This window comes from Mycolicibacterium chlorophenolicum, assembly GCF_001044235.1.
Classification (GTDB): Bacteria; Actinomycetota; Actinomycetes; order Mycobacteriales; family Mycobacteriaceae; genus Mycobacterium; species Mycobacterium chlorophenolicum.
Genome location: NZ_JYNL01000071.1, coordinates 1 through 14,729, shown reverse-complemented (window position 1 = coordinate 14,729; position 14,729 = coordinate 1). Strand labels below are relative to the sequence as shown.

The following is a 14,729-nucleotide window of genomic DNA, read 5'->3' as shown; positions in this document are numbered from 1 at the left end:
GGCGTGGTTAGGGCTGCGCTGCGCTGCGAGTTCGAGAGATTGCGGGCAGCCGAAATCGTCGGCAGTTATCGGAAATGTCGCCGATCCACGCTAACGTGGTAAACGTGGCGCCATCCAAGTCGACGATTTACCAGGGCGATGACGGGCTCGAGCGAGCCCTCGTGGATCTGGTACGAGTGGGGGCGCGTGGCCACGCCGCAGGTGTTCGTCAGCTTGCCGGACGCCTAATGCGGGCCGTTCCATCGTCGGTGCCCGACGCGGACGCATTTCGTGTGGCGCTACACGACGCACTATCGGCGGCAGCGCCCACTGCGGGGCTCCGGTTCGATAGCGGAGCGATCCCGGCGGATGCCGAAGGGACACATTCGTTGGCCCACGTCGACGCGATCCCGACTGGCGACGAACTGGTGGTCGATGACGCTGTGGCGGCGCAACTACACGAGATTGTGACAGAGCGTGAGCGTCGCGCTGAGCTGGCACGGGCGGGCGTCGCGGTGAGCCGGACCGTGTTGTTTTGGGGCCCACCGGGTGTGGGCAAGACCCTCGCCGCCCGTTGGATCGCGCAGCGGCTCGAATTGCCGTTGGTGACACTGGATCTCGCTGCGGTCGTCTCCAGCTACCTGGGCAGTTCCGGCCGCAACATCCGATCGGTACTGCAGTTCGCAAAGTCGGGCCCGTGCGTACTTCTGCTCGATGAATTCGACGCGGTCGCGAAGCGCCGCGACGACGACACCGACATCGGCGAGTTGAAGCGCATTGTCAACGTGATCCTTGTCGAGCTGGATCGATGGCCGGAGACGAGTCTGTTGGTCGCCGCAACGAACCATCCCCAGTTGCTCGATGAAGCCGTCGATCGCCGCTTCGATCGCATCATCGAATTTGCGCTCCCCGGCGACGCGGAACGGCGCACACTGCTGACCAACCTGAAATGCAGGGACGTCTCGGCAGAGGTAGTGGACGTGGCCGCAACAATCTGGGAAGGACACAGTCACGCGGTCATTCTGCGTTTCTGGGATCTCTGCAGGCGCAGGGCAATTCTCAACGATCGGACTATGGAGGACGTCGTAGTGACAGAACTCGTCACGCAGTTTCCGACCAGCGATGCGCGTAACCAGGTCTGGCAAGTTGCACACGATCGGCTAGGGATGTCGAATCGCAGCATCGCAACTCTCGCCGGCGTCAGCCACCCCACCGTTGCCAGCGGTATCCGGCAAGCCACGGAAGCGCTGTGACGACCCCGGGGTCGACAGCCGGAGTCGCCCGCCGGCTGTTGCTCAATGGCGAAGCGATGCGATTCGAGGTCGAACCCGCCCCAACGGGTGGTGGACCGAAGTACAACCCATACACTTCCGAACAAGCTCGGGAGTGGCTACTCCCGCAGATCCGTTCCGCGCGTGCCGGATTGCGAGAATTGCCTGACGAGCTGCGGGCCGTGGACCGCATCTACATCGAAGCCAAGCTCTTCCCGAATTATCTTGCTCCGACGTACTATCCGGAAGCTCTGCTCGGATACATCGGTGCAGTCCCAGTGGGTTCAAGGTCGGACGCCAGCATCCTGCGCACAGCGGCGCAAGATCGGCCGAGCGGGACCCGCCGACTCATCCTTGCCGTCGATGACACAGCACTCGAGCGGCTCGAATCACTTGTCGATGCCCCGGGCCCTGGCCGCAGCGCCCAGCAGGCGTTCGAACAGATTCGACGCCTCGAGGAAGTCGCCTCGCCTGCCGTGAGTTCTGTTCTGCGCGTGGATCCCGAGCAGAGTATCGGCGAGCAAGTGAGCTCTCTCTATGAGGCAGTGCTGCACCCGCGCGCTGTGCGGTCCGGCGAGCCCGTAGCGATCGACGCTGCAACGCTGGATCGCTGGATATCGCTCGTGGAATCATACGGCGGTACCGTGCACGGCGACTTTCTTCGCACCGTCGGGGGATTGACATTCGTCCCAGTGCGGGTGGCGGACGCGGATGCACCGCAATTAGCGAGGTTCAACCCGCTACGGGCGCTGCGACCGATGCCCGCCATCCGACCGCGGCCTCGGTTCGGGTTGCGCAGTGCGAGCCGGATTCGGCCCCCCACTGTTCCGGATCCCATCGCTGACGTCACAACTGTGGCGGTATTCGACGGCGGCGTCCGCGATCCGGATCAGCTTGGGCTGTTCCCAATTCCGGTGATCGATCTGACGCAGGAGCCGATCGAGGCCGACGATGTTGATCACGGCACCGGTGTTACCGGCGCCGTCCTCTACGGACTGTTGCGCTCAGGTGATCAGGCGGCGCAGCCACCTCTGCCCGTGGAGAGCTTTCGGGTCATGCCACCGCCGTATGACCCGGGGGACCTCGATGGGTACTGGATCCTTGACCAGATCAAGGACATTCTGACCGAGGGTCGGCACAAGCTAGTCAATTTGAGTCTGGGGCCGACTCTAGCTGTCGAGGATGACAACGAGCCGAACCGGTGGACCGCAGAACTGGATCAATTGGCGTGGGAGCGCGACATCGTGTTCGTGGTCGCGGCTGGAAATGACGGAAACCAAGATCGCGATACTGGGCTACATCGAGTGCAAGTGCCAGCCGACATGGCCAACGCGATTTCGGTCGGTGCTTGCGATGTGCCCGCTCCCGATCGGCCGTGGACGCGCGCACCCTACTCATCAATGGGCCCCGGACGCCCCGGAAATCGGACCCAGCCGCTGGGCGTTCAGTTCGGCGGAGTGGATGACCGGATGTTTGACGTCTTGTGCGCCGACGGAACGTTTTTGGAGGCGACGGGCACGAGCTTTGCCGCGCCGGTCGTCACTCACGCACTTGCGGACCTCACAACGCGGCTACCTCGGGTGAACAGCAGCGTACTTCGAGCGTTCCCAGTGCATTTCGCCGAACGCCATCGTGCCTTCAAGAAGCGGCAGGACGAGTTCGGCTTTGGACGGCTGCCTTTGTCGTTCGCCGACGCGATGGAATGCACCCCGGACCAAGTGCACGTGCTGTTCGTCGATGAGATCGCGCGTGGAGACATCGTGGGCTATCAATTGCCGCTGCCCCGATACTTCACTGGACCGGCAAAGATGTCGGTCACCCTTGCCTATGCCTCACCCGTGGAGCCGACCCAGCCCACCGAGTACACCTCTGCCTCGCTCGAACTGACATTGCGTCCGCACCGCAACATGTTTCGATTTTCTCCGCCGGCGGGATCCGACGAGCCAGCCAGGGAAATCGACCTCGCCTCGTCCGAGGCGCGAACCCTGTTGATGGAGGGATGGAAAGCCGGTCAGGAACCGGTTGCCAAAACCCTCACGAACACAACAAGTTTGAATGAGGCAGATCTGCGCGACTCGGGCAAGTGGGAAACGCTGCGACATTACCGAGTCAATTTCACCGCGGGCGAACTCGATAGCGCGAGGCTGGAGGTGCGCTATGTCGCCCGCCGAGCGGGAGCTTTGGACGGTTCGCCGACTGAGGTGCCTTTTGCCATGCTCGTCTCGGTGTCAGACTCTGGTGGGAACGGCACGTTGTACGACGACATTGCTGCGCAATTCACTGCCTTGCGGCCGGTCCAGCGGGTCGCCGCGGGGCGGGTCCGGCTGCGCGGAGCCCAGCAGAACACCTGGTACTAGGTGGAGCGATAGGGATGAGCACGACGCACATTCGGGACGAAGCGCTAGCACTCGGATATCTCGGCAATGCAGCCTTGGCGATGATGCGCAGCGTGTTCCGTGAGCAGATGCCGCGATTTCGTGCCCTCGACGAGGCCGATGAAGTCGATGACTTGGTGAACGAATTTTTCGAAGCCAAGGGTGCCGGCTATGCGAATGCGGTCACCGCGGTTCCCGACGATGCGGCTGCCCACCGTCTCACCGGCAAATGGGTCAAGCACTGGCTGGTCGACCGAGTTCGTAAGCGCCCGTGGGGAGCACTACGAAACCGGCTCGAAAAACGTCTGGAACGCTCAGATCTCTTCTCGCCATCGGCGTTGGCACATCACTGGATCCTCACGAATGGCGACGATATTGATCTGTTGGTCGGGCCCGATGAACTGCGCTCCATCGCGGCCGGCGCGCCGGTCGAGTTGGCCCAGTTGAGGGGCGATGGCCCCGTGCCATTGGGCCGCCCGGGGCAACTGGAGGAGATGCTACGGCGGGTTCTGGCCGCGGCCGGCCGACTCCATATCACCGACCTCACCGATATCTGCGCCGACCGGTTCCCATCCTTGTTAGACGCCAATGATGCCTTCGACGTGACACTCGAAATTGATTGGGAGATCATTGAAGAGACAGTGTCTGGTCCTGATAGCGCTGCGATTGCCGAGGCGCAACTCAGTCACGAACACGTTGCCGCCCAACTGATGTCGACGTTGACCGCCCGGGACCGGACAGTGATCCGATTCCTTAACGACCCACGTGGGCTCGCGAACGAACTTGGCGTGGGCCGCAGCAGCGCCTACAGCCTCATTGCCACGCTTCGGGCACGTCTGATCGAGATTGCTGGTGATGCCGAGCGAGGCCGCGAGGTCGTTGCGGCTCTGGTCAGTCTGGTGCTGGACGATGAAGCCGTTGTCCCGTCAGTAGATGACATGACCATGGAGGGTTCGAATGTCGTCTGAGTCGTCCGAGCGCTGGTTAGAACTCGCGCGACGTGCCCCGATCGGCCCGAAGCGCGGCGGGCTTCTGCGCAGCTCCAGCACAACCGACGACGTTTCAGCGGGCCAACTGCGTCAGGCGTATTGGCGTGAGTCGACCGTCATCCTCCTCGTCGTGAGTGTCGACGACACTTCTGCACGAGCCCACGCTGTTCCCGTGTCTCTGGAGGCCGGCGTCGAGGATAGGGCGACTGTGATCGTGGAAGCCGATGCCAGCCCGCTATACGGACCCATTGCGATTTGGCCAGACGCAGCAGCCGAGATTCCGTTTGGAGTGCTGGACACGATTATCGCGTCAATCCCACGGCCGTTACTCGAAATCATCACCGGCACAACAACAAATCGTGGCGCAGAAGAAGGGCTGCGTAGAGGAAAATTCGACCCGCCTCTTGGGTCGGGAGCGGCCATGGCGATCGACGAGCTCTTCGATGCTTTCGAGGTCCTCCAGGCGGCGCCGGGGCTGTACATCAGTACCTCGGTGAAATCGGTTGCACAACTTGATATTCCGCTACCAACCATCATGACTACGTTGCGCGTTACGCAAGCTCGTGCCATGGCCATTCGCATAGGCAAGGAACCGCTGACGCGCGACGAAGCCCAACAGCTCGCGGCGGCGGCCGATCTCGCCGTCGACGATGTCCTTGCCGCCGTCGCGCCACTACCGAAGGATCTCGCGCGCGAACTGCAAGAGCCGCGCTGGCGCCCGCACATCAGACAACGCGCGGTCGATGGAGACGAAGGCGCAGCGCGAACACAGCTTGGCTACGAGGCCTACCAGCTCGCCGCGCGAGAAACCGGCCAAGGACGGCAACAGTGGAGACAACGCCTGGAAGCGATAATCGCAGCAGAAGGCAGTTAGGCCCGTGCCGCGAACATTCGACGCCGTGCCTGCCCAAGTCGACGCGATGGTGCGTGTGTGGGAAGCGCGGGGCGGCAGTCAAGATGATTTGACGCGTGATGCGTTTGCTGCGCTGGAAAGCCGCGACGATCTCACCGTGCTGCGCGTTCCCGAGTTCGTGCCTCACGATTCCCAACTGGGCTGTTCCGTCGCCGGTGGGTATCGGTGGGATCCGCCGACGCTGATCGTGACGCAGTCGATGTCATGGCGGCGCCAGCAATTCACGCTGCTACACGAACTCGGCCACCACATCCAGAAGACCGACATCGCCCTCGGCACTGCAATCGTCGAGCACCGTGAGCCTGAGGCGTTCGAGGATGCGAGCTGCGATGCGTTTGCCGCACGCATGTTGCTTCCCGATGATCTCGTCGATACGCACATCCACGGTTCTGGGCCCACGGTCAGCACCGCAACTGGGTTGTTCGCAGCCTCCAATGCCTCCCGGGCGGCGATTTGCGTCCGCCTCGTCGGACGGCTCCGATCAGCTGGGGTAGTCGCCGTGCTCGACGGCGACGGCATCGTCACCTTCGCCGCCGCATGCGGTGGATTGTTTCCGCCCGCACGCGGTAGCGATCAGTGCTCCAACCCGCTTGTCCAGGCGGCGCTGCGTGCGGATCGAGACGGTCGTGTGGTCACGCGCGACGACGCACAGATCTGGTACCGCGATGGCCACACCTCCGACCTGCTGTACGGCCAAGCGGCTTGGGCGGGAGATCGGCTGTTCCTGACGATGGTCTCCCACGGGGCGCCGTGGCTGACGTTCTCACCGCCCCGAGATAGCACGGCCGACCGGGCTCCCGACGCCTGGGAGGAATGCGAACACTGTCACCAGGAGTTTGTTGCAGAGGGTGTCTGCGGCCGCTGCGAGCATCCCCGCTGCCCGTCAGGTCATTGCGGCTGCACCGCCAACACCGAACAGACCTGCACAGAGTGTTTCTTATGCAAGCACCCCAGCCAATTCGACACTGGCTCCACGGTGTGCCGGGATTGCGCGAGCTAACAACGGCTCCACGCTCAGGGTGTTCTGGACGATTTCGACGTTGTCCCGTCTCTAACTGTTGAACAGGCGAATGCCTGCATCCAGAAAGAGTGGAAAGGAGCCCGCTGTGGCGCCCCAGGACAATATCCAGATCTACATCGACGGTGAACCAATTACGGTCAAGCACCGGCGCCTTACCGGCGCCCAGCTCGCCGCTCTCGTCACGCCGCCCGCCGACAACGTGTGGCTCGACATCGCTGACGCGCAAGATGAGCCGATTGCCCCGACCGAAGTCGTGGCTATCGAGGAAAACATGCGCTTCTACACTGACCGCCCGCGCACCATCTACATCGACAAGATCCCGTACCAGGTGCGCACCGCCGCGCTCACCGAAACGCAGTTGCGCGATTTGACTACTCCGCCGATCGCCGACGACTACGGCATCTGGAAGGACATTTCCGACGACCTCGATGATCCGATCAAGGCCGGCGAGATCGTCCACATCGCCGACGGGGACCGCTTCTTCACTAAGGAGCTGCCGAAGAAAGAGCTGCACGTCATCGTCAACCGGAAGCACATGGTGACCCTGCATGGCGCCCGCCAGACCGGCATGTCGATCAAGGAGGCCGCCATCGCGCAGGATGTGCCGATCCAGCTGGACTTCCTGCTGTCCCGCAAGACCGGTGCAAAATTCGACCAGGTCGGCGACGACGAGCAGATCCGGGTCCACGATGGCGACGAGTTCCGCGCCGTCGACGGGGATGACAACTCGTGACGACCACACCGATCAGTCCGGCCGTCGCGGGCGCGGTTCACGAGATCCAAGAGACGTTCGCCGAGTCCACCGTCACCGTCACCGCCACCGGTGACGGTGGCGCGTGGGTAGTCATCGACGCGGTCCCGCTCAGCTCCACTTATACATAGGACAGCTCTTGGATCGCCTTCCTCATCACGTTCGCCTATCCGGAGGCAGACGTTTATCCGCATTTCGTGCGACCCGATTTGAAGCGCACGGACGGCGCCGCCCTTGGTGAGGGATTCTCGCCAACGACATGGGGGCCGGCGGGGGAGCCGGGAATGCAGCTGTCTCGGAGAAGTAATCGGCTCAACCCTGCCGTCGACACGGCCGCGACCAAAGTCCTGAAGGTGCTCAAATGGCTCAACGAACGGTAGATGCGCCTTGGTCGGTGGCGATCACCGCAGCGCAGTGGGCTGTTCTGCGGGATCATCTGTTTTGCGGTGACGGTGAGGAGCACGGCGCCGTGCTGCGATGCGGTATCGCGCGAAGCGCGCGGGGCACCAGATTGCTGGTGCGCGATGTGGTGGTAGCTGCAGACGGTATCGATTACGTCGAGGGAACCCGCGGGTACCGGAAGCTCACCGCGGGCTTCGTCGCCGATGCCATCGACGCCTGCGCGGAGCAAGGGTTGGCCTACCTCGCGGTGCACAATCACGGTGGCCGCGACCGAGTAGCCTTCTCGCGCACCGACATGACATCCCACGAACGTGGCTATCCGGCACTGCTCGACATCAACGGGGACGTCCCGGTAGGAGCGCTGGTGTTCGCCGAGGGTGCTGTTGCCGGTGATATTTGGACGAGCGACGGACGGCGTCGCGCTCTCACCCACCTTCGCGTGATGGGGCGACCGCAGCTCACGTTGACCCCTGAGCCGATGCCAGCCGGGATCGCAGATCCGACCTACGATCGTCAAACGCGGGTCTTCGGTGATCGCGGCCAGGCGCTTCTTGCGCAGTCGAAGGTGGCCGTCGTCGGACTCGGCGGGGCTGGATCGCTCATCGCTGAATACCTCGCCCGCCTCGGGGTAGGGCATCTGGTGTTCATCGACCCCGACCGGGTCGACCCGACGAATCTTCCCAGGGTCGTCGGTGCTCGCCGACTCGACGCGATGACTTGGCTTCAGGCAAGCACGCAACCGCAGTGGATGCGAGATCTCGGAGCCCGCATCTCAACACCAAAGGTGAAGATCGCAGCGCGAGTTGCTCACCAAGCCTCTCGTACCGTCCGGATCTCCACGGTGGCGCGCTCGGTGGTCGACGCTGACGTTGCGGCGCTGTTGACCGATTGTGATCATATTTTCCTTGCCGCCGACTCAGCGCTCGCCCGCCGCGTCGTCAACTCCATAACTCATCAGTATCTGATCCCGAATAGTCAAGTCGGCGCCAAGGTTTCGGTCGTCGATGGCCAGGTCGCCGACATTTTCTCCGTGTCGCGGATGAGCAACCCCGGTAGCGGTTGCCTGCAGTGCAACGGCCTGATTTCTGCCTCGCGCTTGACTGAGGAAGCCACAGGGGAAGTCCAACGCCGCCGGCAGCGCTATATCGAAGATGAGAACGTCCATGCCCCGAGCGTGATTACGCTCAACGCGGTCGCCGCAGCGCGCGCGGTCGATGACTGGCTCATGATGGTCGGCGGCCTGGTAGATCCGACCGTAGGAGCCGATCATTGGGTCGAATACCACCCTCTCACCGACGACGTCGTCGAGCACCGCCCAGCAAAGTCGCCAGACTGCTTACACTGTGGCTCAACGCGTTTCGCGATCGGCGACGGCGTGCCGTTGCTGGCACGAGGCCAGCCGGAAGCTATAAGGACCCGCACGACGTTGCGTAAATGGCTCGGCAAGCAGTAGCCGGTGCTACGTGACGTAGCGCGACGACGGCTGCCCACATTCATGGATGATGATGTGTCAACTTGTCCGAATATCCCATTGAGAGGTTCTGGGCGGTGCGGCGTATTCATTGGCGTCTGTTCAGCTTTGGATGAATCGCATCCATCGACGGTCAACTGGGCTGTATCAGGTCGTTTAGCGGCGTCTACGCCGAATCTCTTCGGCGCCAATCCCTTCCAGTGTCTTGAGCAATCGACGTACAGCGTTGGGTACGTTTTCGTGTGGTCGGATCACCGCGAGGAGGTCAGCGAGCCGTGGCGGAGGTTGACGGACTTCTGATCGCTCGGCATCGACGTTGGGCAACGCGTGAACGAACACTGCCAGTGTATGACAACCGGGTAGCGCGGCTGCCGGGGCCAATATGGCGTCAAACCCAGCATCGCGGGCACCAACTGCTATGGCGTGGGTGATGACGTAGTCCTCTGACACAAGGTCCGTTTCGTCCACGCCCAGATGGGATCGGGTCTGCTCGTCGGTGAGATCGAGTACCTGAAGGTCGATCGATACACGACCAACGCGGCGTCGGATCTCGAAGGGATCGATGCCTTCATCGACAAAGTGGCGGAAGAGCTCCGCCCAGGCACCTTGCTCCCGGTTGGAGGCGTACCAGACCCCGGGTTCGCCGGTTTGGTGGTATCGGCCCGCCCCCGCCGCGGGGTCGAGACAGGATACGAGCGGGTGCCGCGTTGGGCCTTGGTGCCAGAATTTCCCGGTCAGCTTGCGTCGCCGTGCGGTTGCGACCGCGTCGGCGAGCGTCACACGTAGGAACCGTCGATGAAGGATTCGGCCGCGCGACGGACCTCCTCGTAGCGCTCCTTAGCGAGCAACTCGATAGGGCGCTCGCCGTCCAGAAGGCGATTCTTCGCGTGCAGCCACTGGCCGACACCTCGAGCGGTAAGTGAGTCCGAAAGCAGCAGGACGAGGTCGCGGAGCTGCGCGAGCCGGTCGTACCGGTCAGGGCGTATGTCGCCGGTCCGCCAGCCGCGCACGGCCCGGTCAGAGACCTGCGTGGCCGCGGCGATATCGAGCTGAGTGACGCCAAACGGCTTCAGGGCATCGACGATTTCAGTGGCTTCGACTGCCCGGTCCAATGTGGCTGTCATGAGACTCTCCCTAAACTTCCGGTTTCGTTACCGGTCATACTACCGGTATCCGGTATTTGCGACAACCGGGTCGCCGAAAGGGCGGCCACCACGGCGGTGACGAGTGAGCGGGGGTGTTACGGCACGCGGTGGCTTTCCCCGCGTTTTTCAGTGCCGAGCATCCTCGGTCGGAAGGTTCGGCACAGGTTGATCTTGTCGGGCTCAAACCGCGCCCTCTGGAGATACCTGGAGATGCAGCTACAACGAGCCCGCAGTCAACGGCGGCACTGCGAACGACCGTCGTCGTGAGGCTGTTCGAGGCCGTAGCTTAGCAACGCCAGGCGGAGAGCTCACCTGGCAAAGCGCCGCGGCCTGCCGGCTAAGTAATCCGGTCAAGCAGTCGCTGATGACTTACCGAGCAGATGACTCAGCTCTCTGAGCTCTGCGTTGACCAGCTCGTGCCACCGGCCATAGACGGTCGGTCGCCGTCAAGTTGATCGCTGAGCTCACCGAGACAACCGACCTCGCGACTGCCGCGTCTTGACAATCATGTGGAGTGAGTAAAGTCGAACCGACTCACACTGCGGTTGACCGCGCGGGGATGCGGCCGCGCGGCCGCAGAGTCCGGCTGTGCGTGTCCGCCGGTATCCCGCCGCCCAGAGACGCCATGATGTGACAGTGCCGACCACGCCGGAGGACTTAGCGACTGCTGTCAGCGCTTATGGAACCAAAGTCAACAAGAAGCTCAATGCCATCACGGTGACGGGTCAGCCCGAGGACCAGCTTCGTGCACCTCTAGAAGAACTGTTCTTGGCGATGTGCCGGCTGATCGGTTACGACCCCTCGAAGCTCACCCTGATCGGAGAGACCTCCCTCAGCGCGATCTCGGTGCGTCCGGACTACGCGGTCGAATACGACGGCGCATTGGTCGGGTTCATCGAAGTCAAGTCCCCAGGAAAGGGAGCCGACCCTCGAAGATTCTCCGACCCACACGACCGAACGCAGTGGAAGAAACTCCAGGCGCTGCCCAACCTCATCTACACCGATGGACAGGCGTTCGGTCTCTATCAGAGTGGCGAGCGCGTTGGGGACATACGCACGCTGAATGGGGACCTCGCGAACGCCGGGTCGGCTCTCACGGCACCCGACTTATTCCTGGCTTTCCTTGAAGGCTTCATGTCGTGGACTCCGCAAGCGCCGCAGTCACCTGCGGCACTTGCCGAAGTGTCGGCGCGACTGTGCAGGTTGCTGCGCGATGAGGTCAGCGAGCAGATCGCCATCGGCAACCAAACTCTCACGTCGTTACGCGACGACTGGAAGGCGTTGCTCTTCCCGGAGGCGACCGATGACCAGTTCGCCGACTGGTACGCACAGGCTGTGACGTTCGGGTTGCTGCTCGCGCGCGCCCGCGAAATCGACTTGGAGCCCGGAGTCGATTACGCAGCGAAAGAGCTTGCTGCAAGTACCAATTCGCTCATCGGTTCCGCGCTACGCATCTTGGTCGACACCCCCGGCTCGGAGAATGCTCTCAAGACTTCGGTGGCGACGATGGGGCGCGTGTTCGCGGTCGTGGACTGGGACAAGGTATCTCGTGGAAACCCAGATGCTTGGCTGTACTTCTACGAGGGATTCTTGCAGACGTACGACACGGACCTTCGGAAGAGCACCGGTTCCTATTACACGCCGCCACAAGTGACTACTGCAATGGTTCGGTTGGTGTCCGAGGCGCTGACCGAACATCTAAATAGGCCGAGCGGTTTAGCTGACCCGGCGGTTACTTGCCTCGATCCGGCCATGGGTAGCGGCACTTTCATGCTCGAGATTCTGCGATCCATTGCCGCGACGATTGCCGCGGATCAAGGGCCGGGCGCAGTAGGCCCCGCCTTGATCGCCAGCCTGTCTCGTTTGATCGGCTTCGAGCTTCAGCTCGGGCCGTTCGCTGTAGCTCAGTTACGCATACTCGCTGAGCTCGCAGAGTTCAAGGTGTTTGACGTCGGCCCGCAAACGCTCCGCACCTACATCACTAACACACTCGAGGATCCATTCGTCGAGGAAAACCAGCTCGGAAGCTGGTACAAGCCGATCACCGACGCCAGGCGGGCCGCCAACCAGGTCAAAGCCAGCGAGCAAGTCCTAGTTGTCACGGGTAATCCGCCATGGAAAGACAGGGCACGTGGTCTCGGCGGATGGCTAGAGACCGGCTCGGAGGGCCACGGGGTTCCACCGCTTCAACGGTTCATGCCCGAGCCGGAATGGGGAGTGAGCGCGCACTCCAGGCACCTCTACAACCTCTACATCTACTTCTGGCGCTGGGCCACATGGAAAGTCTTCGACAATCAGCCGGCTGATACAAACGGTATCGTGTGCTTCATAACCGTCGCCGGATTCACCCACGGCCAAGGTTTCGAAGGGATGCGTCGCTACCTACGCCAAACGTGTGACTACATCTGGGTAATCGAATGCTCGCCCGAAGGATTCCAACCTGAGGTAAACACCCGAATATTTGAAGCAGTGCAACACGAGGTATGCATCACGCTCGCCCTGCGGTCGAAGACCGCCAATCCGGAAACACCCGCAGTGGTGCGATACCGCCAACTCGAACCAGGGCACCGGACTGCGAAATTCGATCAGCTCGCCGCGATTCACCTGGGTTCCGACGGATGGCTGACGTGTTCCGACGCTTGGCGAGACCCATTCCTCCCACAAGCCAGCGATGAATGGTCATCTTTCCTGTCTCTGGATGACGTGTTCCTGTACAACGGGTCGGGCATCATGTCAGGTCGCAGCTGGATCATTGACGTCGATGCTGAGCAGCTAAAGGCCCGTTGGGATACGTTGATCGGCACCTCCGACCGGGAGCGGAAGAGACTCCTGTTCAAGGAGCACAGCCGCGACCGGACCATAGACAAAGTGCTCCGAGATCCATTGCCAGGATTCGAATCTCGACCAACCACGATCGCCGAGGAGTCCGGCCCTTGCCCCACGCCCATCAGAATCGCCTTCCGCTCATTCGATCGTCGCTGGGTCATCCCCGACAAGCGCGTGATCAATCAGCCCAATCCACATCTCTGGTCGGGACGGTCATCGTCGCAAGTATGGCTTACCGCACCCGTAGCCGAGTCGCCGGCAGACGGGCCAGCGCTGACCGTATGCGCTGAGATCCCCGATGTGCACCACTACAACGGCCGCGGCGGGCGTGTGTACCCGCTCTGGCAGGATTCAAATGCCAGTATTCCCAACATCAATCCGCGCTTGTTGGCGTTTCTCAGTGATCGATACGACACACCGGTCACCGCGCCCGATGTGACGGCATACATCGCAGGGCTTTGTGCACACCCCAACTACGTGACCACCTTCCTGGAGCAGCTTGGCCGCGCAGGGATCCGAATTCCGTTTACACGCAGCGACGATCTCTACTCCCAGATACGTGATCTTGGAGCTCGGGTCATTTGGCTGCAGACCTACGGCACCGCATACATCGATTCAGCGCTCGGACGGCCAGCGGGCTCGCCGCGTATGGCCGCCGCGCAACGTCCGGTGGTTCCGAACGGGGGCGCCATCCCAACGGGTGTAGACGACATGCCGAGCACTATCTCGTACGACGCTGCCACACAGAGGCTTCATGTCGGAGATGGCTTCATCGACAACGTAACTCAGGAAATGTGGGATTACAGAGTCTCGGGTACGCACGTGGTACGGGAATGGTTCAACGACCGTCGACGCGATCGAACGCCCACGGTGATTGGAAACCGCACCGTGTCGGAACTCTGGAAGATTCATAGCGACAGCTGGCAGGCCAGCTATACATCCGAGCTCCTGGACCTGCTCAACGTCTTGGGGCTCCTCATCGAGCTTGAGGCCGACCAGGCTGTTCTACTCGCCGCGGTCACGAAACAACCGGTATGGTCCGTCGCGGAATTGACCGACGAGCGTGTACTACCCGTAGAGGCCGCCGAACGGCAAGTCGTCACGGACGTCGAGGGCACACTGTTCTAACGCTCTGCGCCCCGTCCTATGCCGCGCCGCCGGCATTAACGCCACCAACCCCTCAGCCTTCGGCGGACGACGGAACCTACACACCTGTGCCATGCTGCCCAAGGACGACACTGGCGCCAAGTTCCGATTTCGCACCCGCAGAGCGCGTCATCCAATGCCGACCAGTAGGCGGGGGGATTGATTCATCTGCACCAGGTGTGCACAACGATTTTCATGGATAATGTAGATTATCCATGAAATGACCGAAAGATATTGCTATGCAACGGGATTTGCCTGGGTAAACCGTCACAGTGACGTATTCCTGATGACATCCTAAGGCCAATGCCGAGGCACACCCAGCCGTCCTGTGGCGCGGCGCGTCGTGTCAGTTCTCATCCGATCTGAAGCATTCTCATTTGATGTGACACATCGGCGCGCCTTTCTCATTTGATCTGATACAGCCGGTACCGTTCTGGGCA

The 14,729-nt window shown here is 62.0% G+C and carries 11 protein-coding genes; 9 read left to right on the top strand and 2 right to left on the bottom strand.

Annotated features, from left to right (window positions below; genetic code table 11):
* The first annotated feature begins 104 nt into the window (after positions 1–104).
* From MCHLDSM_RS34355 to MCHLDSM_RS34325, 8 genes are all read left to right on the top strand, one after another.
* A complete protein-coding gene (locus MCHLDSM_RS34355) occupies positions 105–1,232 on the top strand; it encodes an AAA family ATPase (protein ID WP_201780419.1) in 1,128 nt (375 codons plus the stop codon).
* 200 nt (positions 1,233–1,432) lie between these two features.
* On the top strand, positions 1,433–3,607 hold the full coding sequence (locus MCHLDSM_RS36850) for a S8 family peptidase (protein ID WP_060937690.1): 2,175 nt from the start codon (positions 1,433–1,435) through the stop codon (positions 3,605–3,607).
* Positions 3,608–3,621: 14 nt separating this feature from the next.
* A complete protein-coding gene (locus MCHLDSM_RS40000) occupies positions 3,622–4,593 on the top strand; it encodes a hypothetical protein (RefSeq protein ID WP_048474242.1) in 972 nt (323 codons plus the stop codon).
* Positions 4,583–5,488 carry a hypothetical protein gene (locus MCHLDSM_RS36840; protein WP_082169215.1) on the top strand — a complete coding sequence of 302 codons (906 nt, stop codon included), beginning with the start codon at positions 4,583–4,585 and terminating at the stop codon, positions 5,486–5,488. The genes MCHLDSM_RS40000 and MCHLDSM_RS36840 overlap by 11 nt, the downstream gene beginning before the upstream one ends.
* Positions 5,489–5,513: 25 nt before the next feature.
* The gene (locus tag MCHLDSM_RS39995) at positions 5,514–6,527 is read left to right on the top strand and encodes an ImmA/IrrE family metallo-endopeptidase (RefSeq protein ID WP_053083167.1); all 1,014 of its coding nucleotides are present in this window, start codon (positions 5,514–5,516) and stop codon (positions 6,525–6,527) included.
* 106 nt (positions 6,528–6,633) lie between these two features.
* Positions 6,634–7,281 (top strand): multiubiquitin domain-containing protein, encoded by a 648-nt coding sequence (locus tag MCHLDSM_RS36825; RefSeq protein WP_053083166.1) that lies wholly within the window; start codon positions 6,634–6,636, stop codon positions 7,279–7,281.
* Positions 7,278–7,430 (top strand): hypothetical protein, encoded by a 153-nt coding sequence (locus tag MCHLDSM_RS38855; protein WP_201780418.1) that lies wholly within the window; start codon positions 7,278–7,280, stop codon positions 7,428–7,430. The genes MCHLDSM_RS36825 and MCHLDSM_RS38855 overlap by 4 nt, the downstream gene beginning before the upstream one ends.
* A 230-nt stretch (positions 7,431–7,660) precedes the next feature.
* Entirely contained in the window at positions 7,661–9,154 is a 1,494-nt protein-coding gene (locus tag MCHLDSM_RS34325) for a HesA/MoeB/ThiF family protein (protein ID WP_048474240.1), read from the top strand.
* 174 nt (positions 9,155–9,328) lie between these two features.
* Here the strand turns inward: MCHLDSM_RS34325 and MCHLDSM_RS36815 are convergent, their stop codons facing one another.
* Both MCHLDSM_RS36815 and MCHLDSM_RS34315 read right to left on the bottom strand, forming a co-directional pair.
* On the bottom strand, positions 9,329–9,952 hold the full coding sequence (locus tag MCHLDSM_RS36815) for an RES family NAD+ phosphorylase (RefSeq protein WP_082169214.1): 624 nt from the start codon (positions 9,950–9,952) through the stop codon (positions 9,329–9,331).
* Entirely contained in the window at positions 9,949–10,296 is a 348-nt protein-coding gene (locus tag MCHLDSM_RS34315) for an antitoxin Xre/MbcA/ParS toxin-binding domain-containing protein (RefSeq protein ID WP_048474238.1), read from the bottom strand. Before MCHLDSM_RS34315 ends, MCHLDSM_RS36815 begins: the two co-directional genes overlap by 4 nt.
* A gap of 657 nt (positions 10,297–10,953) precedes the next feature.
* Between MCHLDSM_RS34315 and MCHLDSM_RS34310 the strand changes: the two genes are divergently transcribed.
* Positions 10,954–14,271, top strand: a complete 3,318-nt coding sequence (locus MCHLDSM_RS34310) for a type ISP restriction/modification enzyme (protein ID WP_063840671.1) — start codon at positions 10,954–10,956, stop codon at positions 14,269–14,271.
* Positions 14,272–14,729: the final 458 nt, after the last annotated feature.

Bases quoted from the DNA above. Each gene is read 5' to 3' on its own strand.
- MCHLDSM_RS36840 (WP_082169215.1), top strand. From the start codon at position 4,583: ATGTCGTCTGAGTCGTCCGAGCGCTGGTTAGAACTCGCGCGACGTGCC.
- MCHLDSM_RS40000 (WP_048474242.1), top strand. From the start codon at position 3,622: ATGAGCACGACGCACATTCGGGACGAAGCGCTAGCACTCGGATATCTC.
- MCHLDSM_RS34315 (WP_048474238.1), bottom strand. From the start codon at position 10,296: ATGACAGCCACATTGGACCGGGCAGTCGAAGCCACTGAAATCGTCGAT.
- MCHLDSM_RS34325 (WP_048474240.1), top strand. From the start codon at position 7,661: ATGGCTCAACGAACGGTAGATGCGCCTTGGTCGGTGGCGATCACCGCA.